Raw genomic sequence first — 15,206 nt, forward strand, 5'->3', positions numbered from 1 at the left:
TAAATTTTGTTGGGAGAAAAGAAATTGATAGGATTACATGTATCTATCTAACATTAATGAACTATAATTTTCAAACAGAAGAGGTATTATTATGAAACGAGAAAATCCATTGTTTTTCTTATTTAAAAAACTTTCATGGCCAGTGGGTCTTATCGTTGCAGCTATCACTATTTCATCACTAGGGAGTTTAAGTGGACTATTAGTTCCACTGTTTACTGGACGAATTGTAGATAAGTTTTCCGTGAGCCATATCAATTGGAATTTAATCGCATTGTTTGGTGGTATCTTTGTCATCAATGCGTTATTAAGCGGATTAGGTTTATATTTATTAAGTAAAATTGGTGAGAAAATTATTTATGCAATTCGCTCAGTTTTATGGGAGCATATTATACAATTGAAAATGCCATTTTTTGATAAAAATGAAAGTGGACAATTAATGAGTCGTTTAACTGACGATACAAAAGTGATTAACGAATTTATTTCGCAAAAGCTTCCTAACTTGTTACCATCAATCGTTACTTTAATTGGATCCTTGATTATGTTGTTCATTTTAGATTGGAAAATGACGCTATTAACATTTATAACAATTCCGATTTTTGTACTTATTATGATTCCTTTAGGTCGTGTAATGCAAAAGATTTCGACAAGTACACAATCAGAAATTGCAAACTTTAGTGGATTGCTAGGTCGAGTACTTACTGAAATGAGACTAGTAAAAATTTCAAATACAGAACGACTTGAATTGGATAATGCCCATAAAAATCTTAATGAAATTTACAAATTAGGTTTAAAACAGGCTAAAATTGCAGCAGTTGTTCAACCAATTTCAGGAATCGTTATGCTATTAACCATTGCTATTATTTTAGGATTTGGTGCATTGGAAATTGCGACAGGGGCTATCACTGCAGGTACTTTAATTGCAATGATATTTTATGTTATTCAATTATCTATGCCACTAATTAATTTATCTACATTAGTTACAGATTATAAAAAAGCTGTTGGTGCAAGTAGTAGAATCTATGAAATTATGCAAGAGCCTATTGAACCAACAGAAGATCTTGAGGATTCTAAAAATGTCTTAATAGATGATGGCGTACTGTCATTTGAACATGTAGACTTTAAATATGATGTTAAGAAAATTTTGGATGACGTATCATTCCAAATTCCTCAAGGACAAGTAAGTGCTTTTGTAGGACCATCTGGTTCTGGTAAGAGTACTATATTCAATTTGATAGAACGTATGTATGAAATTGAGTCTGGAGATATTAAATATGGGCTTGAAAGTGTATATGATATTCCACTATCTAAATGGCGTCGTAAAATTGGATATGTTATGCAATCTAATTCGATGATGAATGGCACAATTAGAGATAATATCTTATACGGTATTAATCGTCATGTAACTGATGAAGAGCTTATTAACTACGCTAAATTGGCAAACTGTCATGATTTTATTATGCAATTTGATGAAGGTTACGACACACTCGTAGGTGAACGAGGTTTGAAACTTTCAGGGGGTCAGCGTCAACGTATAGATATTGCTAGAAGTTTTGTGAAAAATCCAGATATCTTACTGCTTGATGAAGCAACGGCAAATCTTGACAGTGAAAGTGAACTGAAAATCCAAGAAGCATTAGAAACATTAATGGAAGGTAGAACAACAATTGTTATTGCCCATCGTTTATCTACAATTAAAAAAGCAGGTCAAATTATATTCTTGGATAAAGGACGGGTTACAGGTAAAGGTACACATTCAGAATTAATGGCATCGCATGATAAATATAAAAACTTCGTTATGTCTCAAAAATTAACAGATTAATTTCATATAAATATAATACTAAGCTTGAAGCAAAGCCATGAATTCAACTAATATAGTAAAGTTATTAAACTATACTGGTTGAAAATGTTTACAATTTGCTTCAAGCTTTTGTCTATTTTAAATATTTTTAAGTAGAGTGACATTTTAATTATTAAATAAATGAAATCGTTATTTTAAGAAAAAATGGCGCGTGGTATAATACAAGTTATAAGCAAACATACATATATTAAAACTGTAACCAATAGTCGTCATTCTTTATTTTTACATAACATGTGTAAATTAACTGATTATATATTTCGAGGTTCAGATATTTGATATTTCAATGTTTCTAAATTTTTAAAAAATTAAATCATAGGTGGGTGCCAAATGTTTTTATTAATCAACATTATTGGTCTAATTGTATTTCTTGGTATCGCGGTGTTATTTTCAAGAGACCGCAAAAATATCCAATGGACATCAATTGGGATCTTAGTTGTTTTAAACCTGTTTTTAGCATGGTTCTTTATTTATTTTGAGTGGGGTCAAATAGCAGTTAAAGGTGCAGCTAATGGTATTGCATGGGTAGTTCAATCTGCACATGCCGGCACAGGTTTCGCATTTGCAAGTTTTACAAACGGTAAAATGATGGATATGGCTGTACAAGCTTTATTTCCAATTTTATTAATTGTGCCATTATTCGACATTTTAATGTATTTTAATATTTTACCGAAAATTATTGGGGGTATTGGTTGGTTACTAGCTAAAGTAACAAGACAGCCTAAATTCGAGTCGTTCTTTGGGATAGAAATGATGTTTTTAGGGAATACAGAAGCTTTAGCAGTTTCAAGCGAACAATTAAAGCGCATGAATGAAATGCGTGTGTTAACGATCGCAATGATGTCGATGAGTTCAGTGTCAGGGGCTATTGTAGGTGCTTATGTGCAAATGGTACCTGGTGAACTTGTATTAACAGCGATTCCACTAAATATTGTCAACGCGATTATTGTGGCATGTTTATTAAATCCTGTAAGTGTGGAAGAAAAAGAAGATATTATTTACAGTCTTAAAAATGATGAAGTAGAACGTCAGCCGTTCTTCTCATTTTTAGGTGATTCAGTTCTAGCAGCGGGTAAATTAGTATTAATTATCATTGCATTTGTTATTAGTTTTGTAGCATTAGCTGATCTTTTTGATCGACTAATTAACTTGATTACAGGATTAGTAGCAGGATGGATTGGCATAAAAGGAAGTTTTGGTCTTGATCAAATTTTAGGTGTGTTTATGTATCCATTTGCGATATTACTAGGTTTACCATTTGATGAAGCATGGTTAGTTGCACAACAAATGGCTAAGAAAATCGTCACAAACGAATTTGTTGTAATGGGCGAAATAACTAAAGATATCGCTTCATATACACCACACCATCGTGCAGTTATTACAACATTCTTAATTTCATTTGCAAACTTCTCAACGATTGGTATGATTATCGGTACTTTGAAAGGTATTGTTGATAAGAAGACATCAGATTTTGTATCTAAATATGTTCCTATGATGCTATTATCAGGTATCTTAGTTTCATTATTAACAGCAGCATTCGTTGGATTATTTGCGTGGTAATTTATTGACTTGTGACAGCTATAGCACATCATAACAAACATGAATATCCAAGCATGCCATCTAATGAAAAGGTGGTGTGCTTGGTTTTTTTAATACTTAGTGTAAGAAAGACTATTTCGTATGAAAACAAATTTTGGACATTATAAAAACCAAGTGCACATGGTAATGCACTTGGCTTTTATGGGAAATGAATATTATTGTACATATGACAGTAAGGACTAGGTACAGTCATAGTACTTCGAGCAAAATTTGTTTTGTTATTATAAACAACACAAAGGAGATAACTTCTTTATTGAAGAAGTTAAAAACATTATAGCAGAGAATGAAATGAAAGTAAATTAAAAATTCAGAATATTTTTAATTATTATATTGCACGTCATATTTAATTGATTCAAACATACAAAACAATATTAAATTAAGTTGCCTCTATTTCGTAGAACTACTTTAATAGAGTTGTGACAGTATTTTTGTTGTGCTACTATTTTTATAGTCTAATAAAAACAAAGGGGATGGTTTCGTGAATAAAACAGTTAAAGATTTAATACTAGTTGTCTTAGGTTCATTTATCTTTGCTGCTGGTGTGAATGCATTTATTATTTCTGGTAACTTAGGTGAAGGCGGGGTTACTGGTTTAGCAATTATTTTATATTATGCATTTCATCTTTCCCCAGCCATCACAAACTTTGTGGTAAATGCAATACTAATTGCAATTGGTTACAAATTTTTAAGTAAAAGAAGTATGTATTTAACAATTTTAGTTACAGTACTCATTTCAATCTTCTTGAGTTTAACTAAATCATGGCAAGTCGAAACTGGGAATAGTATTGTAAATGCTATCTTTGGTGGTTTAAGTGTTGGATTAGGAATCGGAGTAATTATACTAGCAGGTGGTACGACAGCTGGAACAACGATTTTGGCGAGAATCGCTACGAAATATCTTGATGTAAGTACACCGTATGCCTTACTCTTTTTTGATATGATTGTTGTAGCAATTTCACTTACAGTTATTCCACTCGACAAAGTATTAGTAACTGTAATCTCACTTTATATAGGTACAAAAGTAATGGAATATGTCATCGAAGGTTTAAATACGAAAAAAGCGATGACAATTATTTCCACAAATCCTGATAAATTAGCTAAAGCAATTGATGAACAGATTGGTAGAGGTTTAACAATTTTAAACGGCCACGGATATTATACTCGCGAAGAAAAAGATGTATTATATGTTGTTATATCTAAAACGCAAGTATCAAAAGCTAAACGTTTGATTAAAAACATTGATAAAGATGCCTTCCTAGTTATACATGACGTACGTGACGTTTATGGAAATGGTTTTCTTGCAGATGAATAAATAAAATTTTTGAATTATATTAAATGTAGTGCCACAGTAAAGTTCACTTCCTATGATAACTTTGCTGTGGCCTCTTTGCATTAAAAATTTTTAAAACTCGAAAGGCAAATATATAGACTAAGTCTAAAAGTAATGTTAGGCAATAAGAATGAAAAATGTTATAATGATGTTCATGATAATCATTATCAATTGAGCGATCTTTGATAATATAAAAATTTAAATAGAAATCATTATATAAAGATAAAGTATTTTTAATGAAAGTAGGGAAATTATGAGTCGCTTGCATGGACAACAAGTTAAAATTGGTTATGGGGATAGCACGATTATAAATAATTTAGATGTTGAAATTCCAGATGGAAAAGTTACGTCCATTATTGGTCCTAATGGTTGTGGAAAATCAACTTTATTAAAAGCATTGTCACGTCTATTAGCAGTTAAAGAAGGCGAAGTATTTTTAGATGGACAAAACATTCATACACAATCTACTAAAGAAATTGCTAAAAAAATTGCTATATTACCTCAATCACCTGAAGTAGCAGATGGCTTAACTGTCGGAGAATTAGTGTCATATGGACGCTTCCCTCATCAAAAAGGTTTTGGTAGGTTAACTGAAGAAGATAAAAAAGAAATTGATTGGGCAATGGAAGTGACTGGTACGGATGCGTTTCGTCATCGTTCAATTAATGATTTAAGTGGTGGTCAGAGACAACGTGTGTGGATTGCAATGGCTTTAGCACAAAGAACTGACATTATCTTTTTAGATGAACCAACAACTTATTTAGATATTTGTCATCAGTTAGAAATCCTTGAATTAGTTCAGAAGTTAAATCAGGAGCAGGGTTGTACAATTGTCATGGTATTGCATGATATAAATCAAGCAATTCGATTTTCAGATCATCTTATTGCAATGAAATCTGGCGATATTGTTGCTCATGGTTCTACAGAGGATGTATTAACACAAGAGATTTTAGAAAAAGTTTTCAACATAGATGTCGTATTAAGTAAAGATCCAAAAACTGGCAAACCTTTACTTGTAACTTATGATTTGTGTCGCAGAGCTTATTCTTAAATAAGTTAATATGATTAAAAGGAAAATAAAAATGACAAAAAAAGAGAATCAAACCACATTGAAGTTCGTAACCTATGTAATAGGTTTGAGTGTTTTATTAGTTATAGCATTATTTATCTCCACATTAATGGGAGATGCCAAAATTCAAGCCTCTACAATTTTAGAGGCTGTTTTTAATTATGACCCATCTAATCAACAACAGAATGTTATCAATGAAATTAGAATTCCGAGAAATATTGCGGCAGTTATTGTAGGTATGGCATTGGCGGTTTCTGGGGCGATTATACAAGGTGTTACTCGAAACGGTCTTGCTGATCCAGCACTAATAGGTCTAAATTCAGGTGCATCGTTTGCGTTAGCATTAACGTATTCGCTATTACCAGGTACTTCGTTTTTAGTACTAATGTTTGCAGGATTTTTAGGGGCGATTTTAGGTGGTGCCATCGTTTTAATGATGGGACGTTCTAGACGTGATGGATTTAATCCGATGAGAATAATTTTAGCTGGTGCAGCCGTAAGTGCAATGTTAACTGCGCTAAGTCAAGGTATTGCATTAGCTTTTAGACTAAATCAGACTGTAACATTCTGGACTGCCGGCGGTGTATCAGGTACGACATGGACGCATCTTAAGTGGGCAATCCCATTAATAGGTATAGCGCTACTCATTATATTAATATTTAGCAAGCAGTTAACTATTTTAAATCTTGGTGAATCATTAGCTACAGGGCTTGGTCAAAATGTAACAGTGGTTAGAGGGATATGCTTGATTATTGCTATGATACTTGCAGGTATTTCTGTTGCAATTGCAGGTCAAGTAGCTTTTGTAGGTTTAATGGTACCGCATATAGCACGATTTTTAATTGGAACAGATTATACTAAAATACTACCATTAACAGCATTATTAGGTGGATTACTCGTATTAGTTGCTGATGTTATAGCACGCTATTTAGGAGAGGCGCCAGTTGGTGCAATTATTTCATTTATTGGCGTTCCTTACTTTTTATATTTAGTTAAAAAAGGAGGGCGCACAATATGATAAATTCAAATAATATACGTAAACAATGGATTGCTCTAGGAGTATTTAGCGTTCTGCTTTTTCTAGGATGCACTTGGAGTATTACCTCTGGTGAATACAATATTCCTGTCGAAAGATTTTTCAAAACTTTAATTGGGCAAGGTGATCCTACAGATGAATTAATCTTACTAGATTTTAGATTACCTCGAATGTTAATTACTATTTTAGCTGGTGCAGCACTTAGTATTAGTGGTGCAATTGTGCAAAGTGTCACGAAAAACCCAATTGCTGAACCAGGTATATTAGGTATAAACGCGGGTGGTGGTTTTGCCATTGCATTATTTATTGCGATTGGTAAAATTAATGCAGATAATTTCGTCTATGTACTACCTTTAATTAGTATATTAGGTGGTATTACTACAGCGCTAATTATTTTTATTTTCAGTTTCAATAAAAACGAAGGCGTAACACCTGCAAGTATGGTATTAATCGGAGTAGGTTTGCAAACCGCATTATATGGTGGTTCGATTACAATTATGTCTAAATTTGACGACAATCAATCTGAATTTATCGCTGCGTGGTTTGCTGGTAATATTTGGGGTGATGAATGGCCATTCGTTATTGCTTTTCTACCTTGGATTATCATCATTATTCCATATTTACTAATAAAATCTAATGTACTTAATATTATTCATACGGGCGATAACATTGCGCGTGGTTTAGGTGTAAGGTTAAGCAGAGAACGATTAATTTTATTCTTTATAGCAGTAACATTATCTTCTGCAGCAGTAGCAGTAGCAGGCTCAATTTCATTTATTGGATTGATGGGGCCACATATAGCGAAGCGTATCGTTGGGCCACGCCATCAATTGTTTTTACCAATAGCAATTTTAGTTGGTGCATGTTTACTAGTTATAGCAGATACAATTGGTAAAATTGCATTGCAACCGGGTGGAATTCCAGCCGGAATTGTTGTAGCAATCATTGGTGCACCGTATTTCTTATATTTAATGTACAAAACTAAAAATGTATAGTGTCATTCAAACAATATAACTATGAAAGGTTCTTTATCTAAAGGCTTTTCATAGTTTTTTATTTTATAAATGATGGAAGATAGAAGAGGTTGATACATAAAGTTTTTGTGCTCTGGGAAACCGATTAACGGCGTCCCAAAAGCAGGATTTTCGGCAGAAACAATCACGATTCGACAAAATTTGGAAAACAATTTTACTCATCATTCGGTGCTACTCAAATCCTAAACGCTTTTGTCCCGACCTCTGCTATCATATAACTTTTAAGGTCAAAGGGTAGGATTACAACTCGTTATGTTAGCGCATTCATTTATTCTGTTTTATACTATGACTGACAAAACCAAGGAGGTACAACAAGATGAAAAAGTTAATCAATAAAAAAGAAACATTTTTAACTGATATGCTTGAAGGTCTATTAATCGCACATCCAGAACTAGATGTGATTGCCAATACAGTTGTAGTAAAAAAAGCCAAAAAAGAAAAAGGTGTGGCAATTGTATCTGGTGGTGGAAGCGGACATGAACCTGCACATGCTGGATTCGTTGCTGAAGGAATGTTAGATGCAGCAGTATGTGGCGAGGTATTTACATCACCTACTCCAGACAAAATATTAGAAGCTATTAAAGCAGTAGACACTGGAGATGGCGTGCTACTTGTTGTGAAAAATTATGCTGGAGATGTCATGAATTTTGAAATGGCACAAGAGCTTGCTGAAATGGAAGGTATCAAAGTAGAGACAGTGATTGTTCGAGATGATATCGCTGTTGCAAATGAAGAACAGCGTCGAGGTGTAGCTGGTACAGTATTTGTGCATAAATTAGCAGGTTACCTTGCCGAGAAAGGTCATTCTCTATCAGATATTAAATCTCGAGTTGAAGCATTATTATCAGAAATAAAAAGTATAGGAATGGCAATTGAGCCACCACTTGTTCCAACAACTGGAAAATATGGATTTGATATTGAAGATGACAAAATGGAAATTGGGATTGGAATACATGGTGAAAAAGGTATTCATAGAGAAGAAATGAAAGATGTTGAACATATTATAGAAGCATTGTTTAATGAATTATATAAAGAAGTAAATTATGATGATGTTATTTTAATGGTTAATGGTATGGGTGGTACGCCTTTATCTGAATTAAATATCGTTACTAAATATATACAACATCATTTAGTAACGAGAAAAGTTAATGTTACTAAATGGTTTGTTGGTGATTACATGACATCACTTGATATGCAAGGATTTTCAATTACTATCTTACCTAATAAACCAGAATATTTAGAGGCATTTTTAGCGCCAACAACAAGTCAATATTTCAAATGATATCAAATATGAATGAATAAATATACATTAACGAGGTGTCACAAATGAATGTTAACGATATGAAAGAACGATTATTACAATTAGAAGAAACATTTAAAACACATGAATCAGAACTTACGGAATTAGACAGAGCGATTGGTGATGGTGATCATGGTGTAAATATGGTTCGTGGATTCAGCAGTGTTAAAGATAAATTGGATGATAGTTCAATGCAAGCACTATTAAAATCAACGGGTATGGCATTAATGTCTAATGTAGGAGGAGCTTCAGGACCCTTATATGGCTTTAGCTTTGTGAAAATGGCTTCCGTTGCAAAAGATGATATGAATCGCCAGGACATTATCACCTTAATTAAAACATTCGCAGAAGCAATTTCTGCACGTGGAAAAGTTACCTTAAATGAAAAAACAATGTATGATGTTGTGGCTCGTGCTGCTGAAAAGCTTGAAAATGGAGAAACATTATCGCTGAATCAATTACAGCAATTAGCTGATAATACTAAAGATATGGTTGCAACAAAAGGAAGAGCAGCATATTTTGGTGAAAAATCAAAAGGGTATGTAGATCCCGGAGCGCAAAGTATGGTTTATGTACTAAACGCTTTGATTGGAGATGAAAATAATGGCTAAAATCATTTTAGTGAGTCATAGTAAGGACATAGCAAATGGTACGAAATCATTGTTACAACAAATGGCAGGCGAAGTTGATATTTTAGCTGTCGGAGGATTGGAAGATGGATCCATTGGTACTTCATTTGACTTAATTCAAGGAGCTTTGACCGACTTAGACGATGATGCATTATGTTTTTACGATATTGGATCATCTGAGATGAATGTTGATATGGCAATTGAAATGTATGAGGGAGAATATCGTGTAATTAAAGTTGATGCACCAATTGTTGAAGGAAGTTTTATTGCAGCTGTAAGACTGTCTGTTGGTGGTACTGTCGATGATGCATTAGCCGAAATCAAACAATCATTTTAGTTAAATCTTACTAATAATGAAAAAAGTAAACCTTTTTCAAATGAAACTTTATAAAAAATATGATAGTATATATGTAAATGTTTAATAAAATCTGGAGAAAATAGGAGGACATTGCCATGCAACACCTTATAAAAAAACATGTATTGAATGGCGAGTTTGATTTAGTACGACAATTGATGTCCGAAACAGATTTTATGGAATTTGAAGAAGCATATATTTCAAGTGCGCATGAAGTAGAAAGTATGATGTTTTATACATGTATTTTAGATATGATTAAACATGAAGAATCTTCTGAAATGCATGACCTAGCATTTTTATTGCTTGTGTATCCACTAAGTGAATATGAAGGTGCTTTGGATTCTGCTTATTACCATGCAGACGCTTCCATAAAACTTACTGACGGCAAAGAAGTTAAAAGTTTGTTACAAATGTTATTATTGCATGCGATACCAACACCTGTTATTTCAGATAAGAAGGCTTTTGATATCGCCAAACAAATATTAAAATTAGATCCTAATAATAATGTTGCTCGTAACGTCTTAAAGGATACTGCCAAACGTATGGACAACGTTGTTGTTGATATAAATGAATTACACCAACGTAATGCACGTTAATTTTATTTCAATTATATTAGCTTAATAATAGTTTTAACATTTGATTGGGTTGGGACATTGGTTCCAGCCTTTTTTAATACTCAAATTTTGTTATTAGGAAGATATGAATTCTAAAAAGTTTTTATGCAGTATTTTAAAAGATTATACAATTGGCATCCAATTTATATAAATGAATGATAAGAATTTAATAAAATCCACGCATACGTAATATTATTTTGTGTCACTTTAGAAAATAGCAGGAGATTGAGACATAAAGTTTTTGTGCTCTGGGAAACCGATTAACGGCGTCCCAAAAACAGGATTTTCGGCAAAAACTCTCACAATTCGACAAAATTTGGAAAACAATTTTGCTCATCGTTCTGTTCTGCTCAAATCCTAAACGCTTTTGTCCCGACCTGTTTATCTGCATAATCAGCTTGAAAATAGCTCTTGGATTAGGTTTCAAAACAGTGTTTTTCTGATAGGTTTGCGTATACAAAAATTTCGCATGACAGCATTATAAAAGGGAAAATTTATAAAAAATTTAAATGTCATTAAACGTGATAATGTGAATGGATTGAGCGATTTTATAAAAATGAAAATGAACCTATGCGACTTGCAATTAATTTTGAGTACGTTATAATGCACACTGTGCAAAATTAAGGAGGTCTATTATTCACATGATGATGAATAAGGAAGCAACAAAAATTGGATTTGCCTACGTCGGCATAGTAGTGGGCGCAGGATTTTCAACAGGACAAGAAGTTATGCAATTTTTCACTAAATATGGCTTGTGGGCTTATTTAGGTGTGATTATATCTGGTTTTATTTTAGCTTTTATTGGGCGCCAAGTAGCCAAAATTGGTACCGCATTTGAAGCGACTAACCATGAATCGACGCTACAATACGTATTCGGTGAAAAGTTTAGTAAAATCTTTGATTATATTTTAATTTTCTTCTTATTTGGTATAGCTGTAACTATGATTGCAGGTGCTGGTGCAACATTTGAAGAAAGTTATAACATACCTACTTGGCTAGGTGCTCTAATTATGACAGTAGCTATATACGTCACGTTACTATTGGACTTTAACAAAATAGTACGTGCACTTGGTATTGTTACACCATTTTTAATTGTGCTAGTTGTACTTATTGCTGGCGTTTATTTATTTAAAGGTCATGTATCATTAGCAGAAGTAAACCAAGTAGTACCTGATGCTAGTATTTGGAAAGGTATTTGGTTCGGTACAATATATGGTGGTTTAGCATTCTCTGTAGGCTTTAGTACTATAGTAGCAATTGGCGGAGATACTGATAAACGTACAGTATCTGGTGCAGGTGCAATGTTTGGCGGTATTATCTATACCGTATTATTAGCATTGATTAACTTTGCTTTACAAAGTGAATATCCTACAATTAAAAATGCTTCAATTCCAACTTTGACATTAGCAAATAACATTCATCCGTTAATCGCAACGGTGCTATCTGTTATTATGCTTGCAGTTATGTATAATACTATTTTAGGGCTTATGTATTCATTTGCAGCGCGCTTTACAGAACCATATAGTAAAAAATATCATATTTTTATTATAGTAATGATGGTAGCAGGTTATTTATTAAGTTTCGTAGGATTCGCTGAATTAATTAATAAATTATACACAATAATGGGATATGTAGGTCTATTTATTGTAGTAGCTGTAATAATAAAATATTTCAAACGTAAAAATGCGGACAAAAAACATATTGCTTAACAGTGTATGTTGAATGTTCAAAACTTTACAATTGAAGCACTTTGTTTTAACCTTAAAAGCAATTCGTCTCTACTTATTTTAGACGAATTGCTTTTTATATTTACTAAGTCTTTTAACATTAGTGTCTATAGAAATAGAGAGGTAAGATGTAATGAATAGAGATAACAAATGGGCGATAATCACAGCACTCATTATAGCTGTCGTAGGTGTATTATTAGCACTTCATTTAAAACAACATTATGATCAAGCTACAATAGAGAATCAATCCAATAAAGATAAAATAAATGTTAAGAATAAAAATGTGCACATTTATCAAAATATTACATATAACAGAGTATTTCCAAATAGTAAGTTAGATATTATTACACCAGCTGATATGTCCTCTAATACTAAATTACCAGTTATTTTTTGGATGCATGGTGGTGGGTACATTGCAGGAGATAAGCAATATAAAAATCCATTGCTAGCAAAAATTGCTGAACAAGGTTATATCGTAGTTAATGTAAATTATGCATTAGCACCACAGTATAAATATCCGACACCTTTAATTCAAATGAGCCAAGCCACTAAGTTTATTAAAGAAAATAAAATGAATATACCTATCGACTTTGACCAAGTTGTCATTGGTGGTGATTCAGCAGGAGCTCAATTAGCTAGTCAATTTACAGCTATTCAAACAAACAACCATTTAAGAAAAGCAATGCAATTTGATCAAACATTTAAACCATCACAAATTAAAGGTGCTATATTTTTTGGGGGATTTTATAACATGCAAACTGTTAGGAAAACTGAGTTTCCTAGAATACAGTTATTTATGAAAAGCTATACTGGTGAACAGGACTGGGAAAAAGGATTTAAAAATATTTCTCAAATGTCGACAGTTAAACAGGCTACAAGTGATTATCCACCAACATATTTATCAGTAGGAGATAGCGATCCTTTTGAAAGCCAAAATGTTGAATTTAGTAAAAGGTTAGATGAACTAGGGGTACCTGTAGATACATTATTTTATGACGGTACACATCATTTACATCATCAATACCAATTTCATCTGGATAAACCTGAATCAATTGAAAACATCAAAAAAGTGTTACTTTTCCTAAGTCGTAATACATCTTCTTCAGGAGTTCAAACTGAAGAAAAGCCTCAAATAGAAAACCCAGGTAATGAGGTACCATTAAATCCGTTAAATTAGAATATGGGTAGGTTTTTAAAACTTTATTCATTACTTAAATTTAAAAATAGTTAAACATATTAATAGAAAATACTGTTGTCAGTAAGGATAACGCATATGAACAATAGCTACGTCATTTTAATTAATTTCAATTAAGATGACGTAGTTTTTTTATTCGAAATGAATACGTATCTTTACATAAAATAACTTTTTACAACTAATTTATCAAAAAATATCGCAGACGTGATATAATAAATTGATAATATGAAATGAATTTAAAACGAAAATATAAAAATATAGATTGAGTACAAAGTGATTTGAAATAAGGTAGTGAAAGGAAATGACTAGATTATCATTAAAACCATTTAAGAATAAACGTGTAATAGTTAGTGGGCGTATTCAGCGAGTGTTATATAAAAATTATTTAGATCGGCATAGTACATTTAAACCAAATGTAAGAATATTATTAAAAGACGTAGTCGTCGCAGGGGTCTCTATAGATCATATATGGTTATACGAGACAAATAAATATTATGCATTGGCAATGGAACTTATTTATCGTCGTGTAAAATTTAGCGCTCATGTTGTGCCGTATTATAAGATCAATAAAAGTAATAACCTTTTTGTACAAGATTATGGAATTAAACGTAAAAGCAAATTGATATCTGAAGAGAAATACAATCAAAATAATCAAGTACAGGATTCGATTTACGAAAAATTACCAAATATAGATTTTAAGCTTGAAGATTTCTTTAGCAAGGAAAATTAAAAAATACAAAAATAGCAAAGCACCACTTAAGGTATTTGATTATAAATCAACTACACATTAGTGGTGCTTTATTATTATATAATGATTTGTCATGTCGAAATCCTCAAGTATTTTCTAATATGAAATTTAGCGATTTAAATTAAACTCAGAAAGTGCATAGACAATTGTCGTGATGCGATTCTAATTCAAGATTATGATAAAATAGCTTTAATTAAGAATTTTAGCCATCATGTAGTCATCATAATATTTACCGTCGATAAATAATTTGTCTTTTAAGACACCTTCAATTTGAAAATCAGCATTTTTAAATAGTTCAAGCGCAGGCTGATTATTGAGTGGTACATTTGCTTCGATGCGATGTATTTGATTGTTTAAGCACCATGCCATAATGGCATCTATAAGTGCTTGACCGATACCACGATGCTGGTAAAGCTTTTTAACACCTAAATCGATTTTAGCAACATGTTTAATTCGTTTGAAATGCATCGTGTTAACAAATGCAAAGCCAACAAGTTGTTCGTCACTCTCAGCTACAAATATGACTTTATGTGGAGAAGTAATATATTCCTCTAATTGTTTACTAGCTGACGTGACGCTTGGGTCATATTCTCCAGGAGTATAAAACATATATGGAGATTCGTCGTAAATTTTTGATAACATTGAAATAAAGTTCTCAACATCTTTGATACTAACTCTACGTATGATATGGGCCATGAAAAGCCTCCAGTATTTT

15 protein-coding genes are annotated in these 15,206 nt (G+C 32.4%); 14 read left to right on the forward strand and 1 reads right to left on the reverse strand.

The features are described from left to right. Positions 1–91: 91 nt before the first annotated feature. The 14 genes from ML436_03295 (at position 92) to ML436_03360 (ending at position 14,473) form a co-directional block, all read left to right on the forward strand. A complete protein-coding gene (locus tag ML436_03295; protein UMT78766.1) occupies positions 92–1,819 on the forward strand; it encodes an ABC transporter ATP-binding protein/permease in 1,728 nt (575 codons plus the stop codon). Between the two features lie 366 nt (positions 1,820–2,185). Further along, positions 2,186–3,415 (forward strand): NupC/NupG family nucleoside CNT transporter, encoded by a 1,230-nt coding sequence (locus tag ML436_03300; protein UMT78767.1) that lies wholly within the window; start codon positions 2,186–2,188, stop codon positions 3,413–3,415. Between the two features lie 249 nt (positions 3,416–3,664). Continuing rightward, entirely contained in the window at positions 3,665–3,757 is a 93-nt protein-coding gene (locus tag ML436_03305) for a hypothetical protein (protein UMT78768.1), read from the forward strand. A gap of 175 nt (positions 3,758–3,932) precedes the next feature. After that, positions 3,933–4,766 carry a YitT family protein gene (locus ML436_03310; GenBank protein ID UMT78769.1) on the forward strand — a complete coding sequence of 278 codons (834 nt, stop codon included), beginning with the start codon at positions 3,933–3,935 and terminating at the stop codon, positions 4,764–4,766. A 271-nt stretch (positions 4,767–5,037) separates the two neighbouring features. Continuing rightward, positions 5,038–5,835, forward strand: coding sequence for an ABC transporter ATP-binding protein (locus ML436_03315; protein ID UMT78770.1), 798 nt, complete (start codon positions 5,038–5,040; stop codon positions 5,833–5,835). Positions 5,836–5,866: 31 nt separating this feature from the next. Continuing rightward, a complete protein-coding gene (locus ML436_03320) occupies positions 5,867–6,871 on the forward strand; it encodes an iron ABC transporter permease (protein UMT78771.1) in 1,005 nt (334 codons plus the stop codon). Continuing rightward, complete coding sequence (locus ML436_03325) at positions 6,868–7,884, forward strand: iron ABC transporter permease (GenBank protein UMT78772.1); 1,017 nt, start codon at positions 6,868–6,870, stop codon at positions 7,882–7,884. The genes ML436_03320 and ML436_03325 overlap by 4 nt, the downstream gene beginning before the upstream one ends. Positions 7,885–8,239: 355 nt before the next feature. Beyond that, positions 8,240–9,205: a dihydroxyacetone kinase subunit DhaK gene (gene dhaK, locus ML436_03330; protein UMT78773.1), complete on the forward strand. Its 966-nt coding sequence runs from the start codon at positions 8,240–8,242 to the stop codon at positions 9,203–9,205. Between the two features lie 44 nt (positions 9,206–9,249). Next, complete coding sequence (dhaL, locus tag ML436_03335; protein UMT78774.1) at positions 9,250–9,834, forward strand: dihydroxyacetone kinase subunit L; 585 nt, start codon at positions 9,250–9,252, stop codon at positions 9,832–9,834. Further along, positions 9,827–10,189: a PTS-dependent dihydroxyacetone kinase phosphotransferase subunit DhaM gene (locus ML436_03340; GenBank protein UMT78775.1), complete on the forward strand. Its 363-nt coding sequence runs from the start codon at positions 9,827–9,829 to the stop codon at positions 10,187–10,189. The genes dhaL and ML436_03340 overlap by 8 nt, the downstream gene beginning before the upstream one ends. Positions 10,190–10,305: 116 nt before the next feature. Beyond that, positions 10,306–10,803 (forward strand): hypothetical protein, encoded by a 498-nt coding sequence (locus tag ML436_03345; protein UMT78776.1) that lies wholly within the window; start codon positions 10,306–10,308, stop codon positions 10,801–10,803. 659 nt (positions 10,804–11,462) lie between these two features. Then, positions 11,463–12,530: a hypothetical protein gene (locus ML436_03350; protein ID UMT78777.1), complete on the forward strand. Its 1,068-nt coding sequence runs from the start codon at positions 11,463–11,465 to the stop codon at positions 12,528–12,530. 151 nt (positions 12,531–12,681) lie between these two features. Beyond that, the gene (locus ML436_03355) at positions 12,682–13,725 is read left to right on the forward strand and encodes an alpha/beta hydrolase (GenBank protein UMT78778.1); all 1,044 of its coding nucleotides are present in this window, start codon (positions 12,682–12,684) and stop codon (positions 13,723–13,725) included. A gap of 319 nt (positions 13,726–14,044) precedes the next feature. Beyond that, complete coding sequence (locus ML436_03360; GenBank protein UMT78779.1) at positions 14,045–14,473, forward strand: hypothetical protein; 429 nt, start codon at positions 14,045–14,047, stop codon at positions 14,471–14,473. A 207-nt stretch (positions 14,474–14,680) separates the two neighbouring features. Here the strand turns inward: ML436_03360 and ML436_03365 are convergent, their stop codons facing one another. Beyond that, positions 14,681–15,187 (reverse strand): GNAT family N-acetyltransferase, encoded by a 507-nt coding sequence (locus tag ML436_03365; GenBank protein ID UMT78780.1) that lies wholly within the window; start codon positions 15,185–15,187, stop codon positions 14,681–14,683. Positions 15,188–15,206 lie beyond the last annotated feature (19 nt).

The organism is Staphylococcus roterodami (assembly GCA_022493055.1).
GTDB classification, from domain to species: domain Bacteria; phylum Bacillota; class Bacilli; order Staphylococcales; family Staphylococcaceae; genus Staphylococcus; species Staphylococcus singaporensis.

What these genes read in the sequence shown, in the direction of transcription:
- ML436_03350 (UMT78777.1), top strand. Translation starts at nt 11,463, where the DNA reads ATGATGATGAATAAGGAAGCAACAAAAATTGGATTTGCCTACGTCGGC.
- ML436_03355 (UMT78778.1), top strand. Translation starts at nt 12,682, where the DNA reads ATGAATAGAGATAACAAATGGGCGATAATCACAGCACTCATTATAGCT.
- ML436_03295 (UMT78766.1), top strand. Translation starts at nt 92, where the DNA reads ATGAAACGAGAAAATCCATTGTTTTTCTTATTTAAAAAACTTTCATGG.
- ML436_03345 (UMT78776.1), top strand. Translation starts at nt 10,306, where the DNA reads ATGCAACACCTTATAAAAAAACATGTATTGAATGGCGAGTTTGATTTA.
- ML436_03320 (UMT78771.1), top strand. Translation starts at nt 5,867, where the DNA reads ATGACAAAAAAAGAGAATCAAACCACATTGAAGTTCGTAACCTATGTA.
- dhaL (UMT78774.1), top strand. Translation starts at nt 9,250, where the DNA reads ATGAATGTTAACGATATGAAAGAACGATTATTACAATTAGAAGAAACA.
- ML436_03365 (UMT78780.1), bottom strand. Translation starts at nt 15,187, where the DNA reads ATGGCCCATATCATACGTAGAGTTAGTATCAAAGATGTTGAGAACTTT.
- ML436_03325 (UMT78772.1), top strand. Translation starts at nt 6,868, where the DNA reads ATGATAAATTCAAATAATATACGTAAACAATGGATTGCTCTAGGAGTA.
- ML436_03315 (UMT78770.1), top strand. Translation starts at nt 5,038, where the DNA reads ATGAGTCGCTTGCATGGACAACAAGTTAAAATTGGTTATGGGGATAGC.
- ML436_03360 (UMT78779.1), top strand. Translation starts at nt 14,045, where the DNA reads ATGACTAGATTATCATTAAAACCATTTAAGAATAAACGTGTAATAGTT.
- ML436_03340 (UMT78775.1), top strand. Translation starts at nt 9,827, where the DNA reads ATGGCTAAAATCATTTTAGTGAGTCATAGTAAGGACATAGCAAATGGT.
- ML436_03300 (UMT78767.1), top strand. Translation starts at nt 2,186, where the DNA reads ATGTTTTTATTAATCAACATTATTGGTCTAATTGTATTTCTTGGTATC.
- dhaK (UMT78773.1), top strand. Translation starts at nt 8,240, where the DNA reads ATGAAAAAGTTAATCAATAAAAAAGAAACATTTTTAACTGATATGCTT.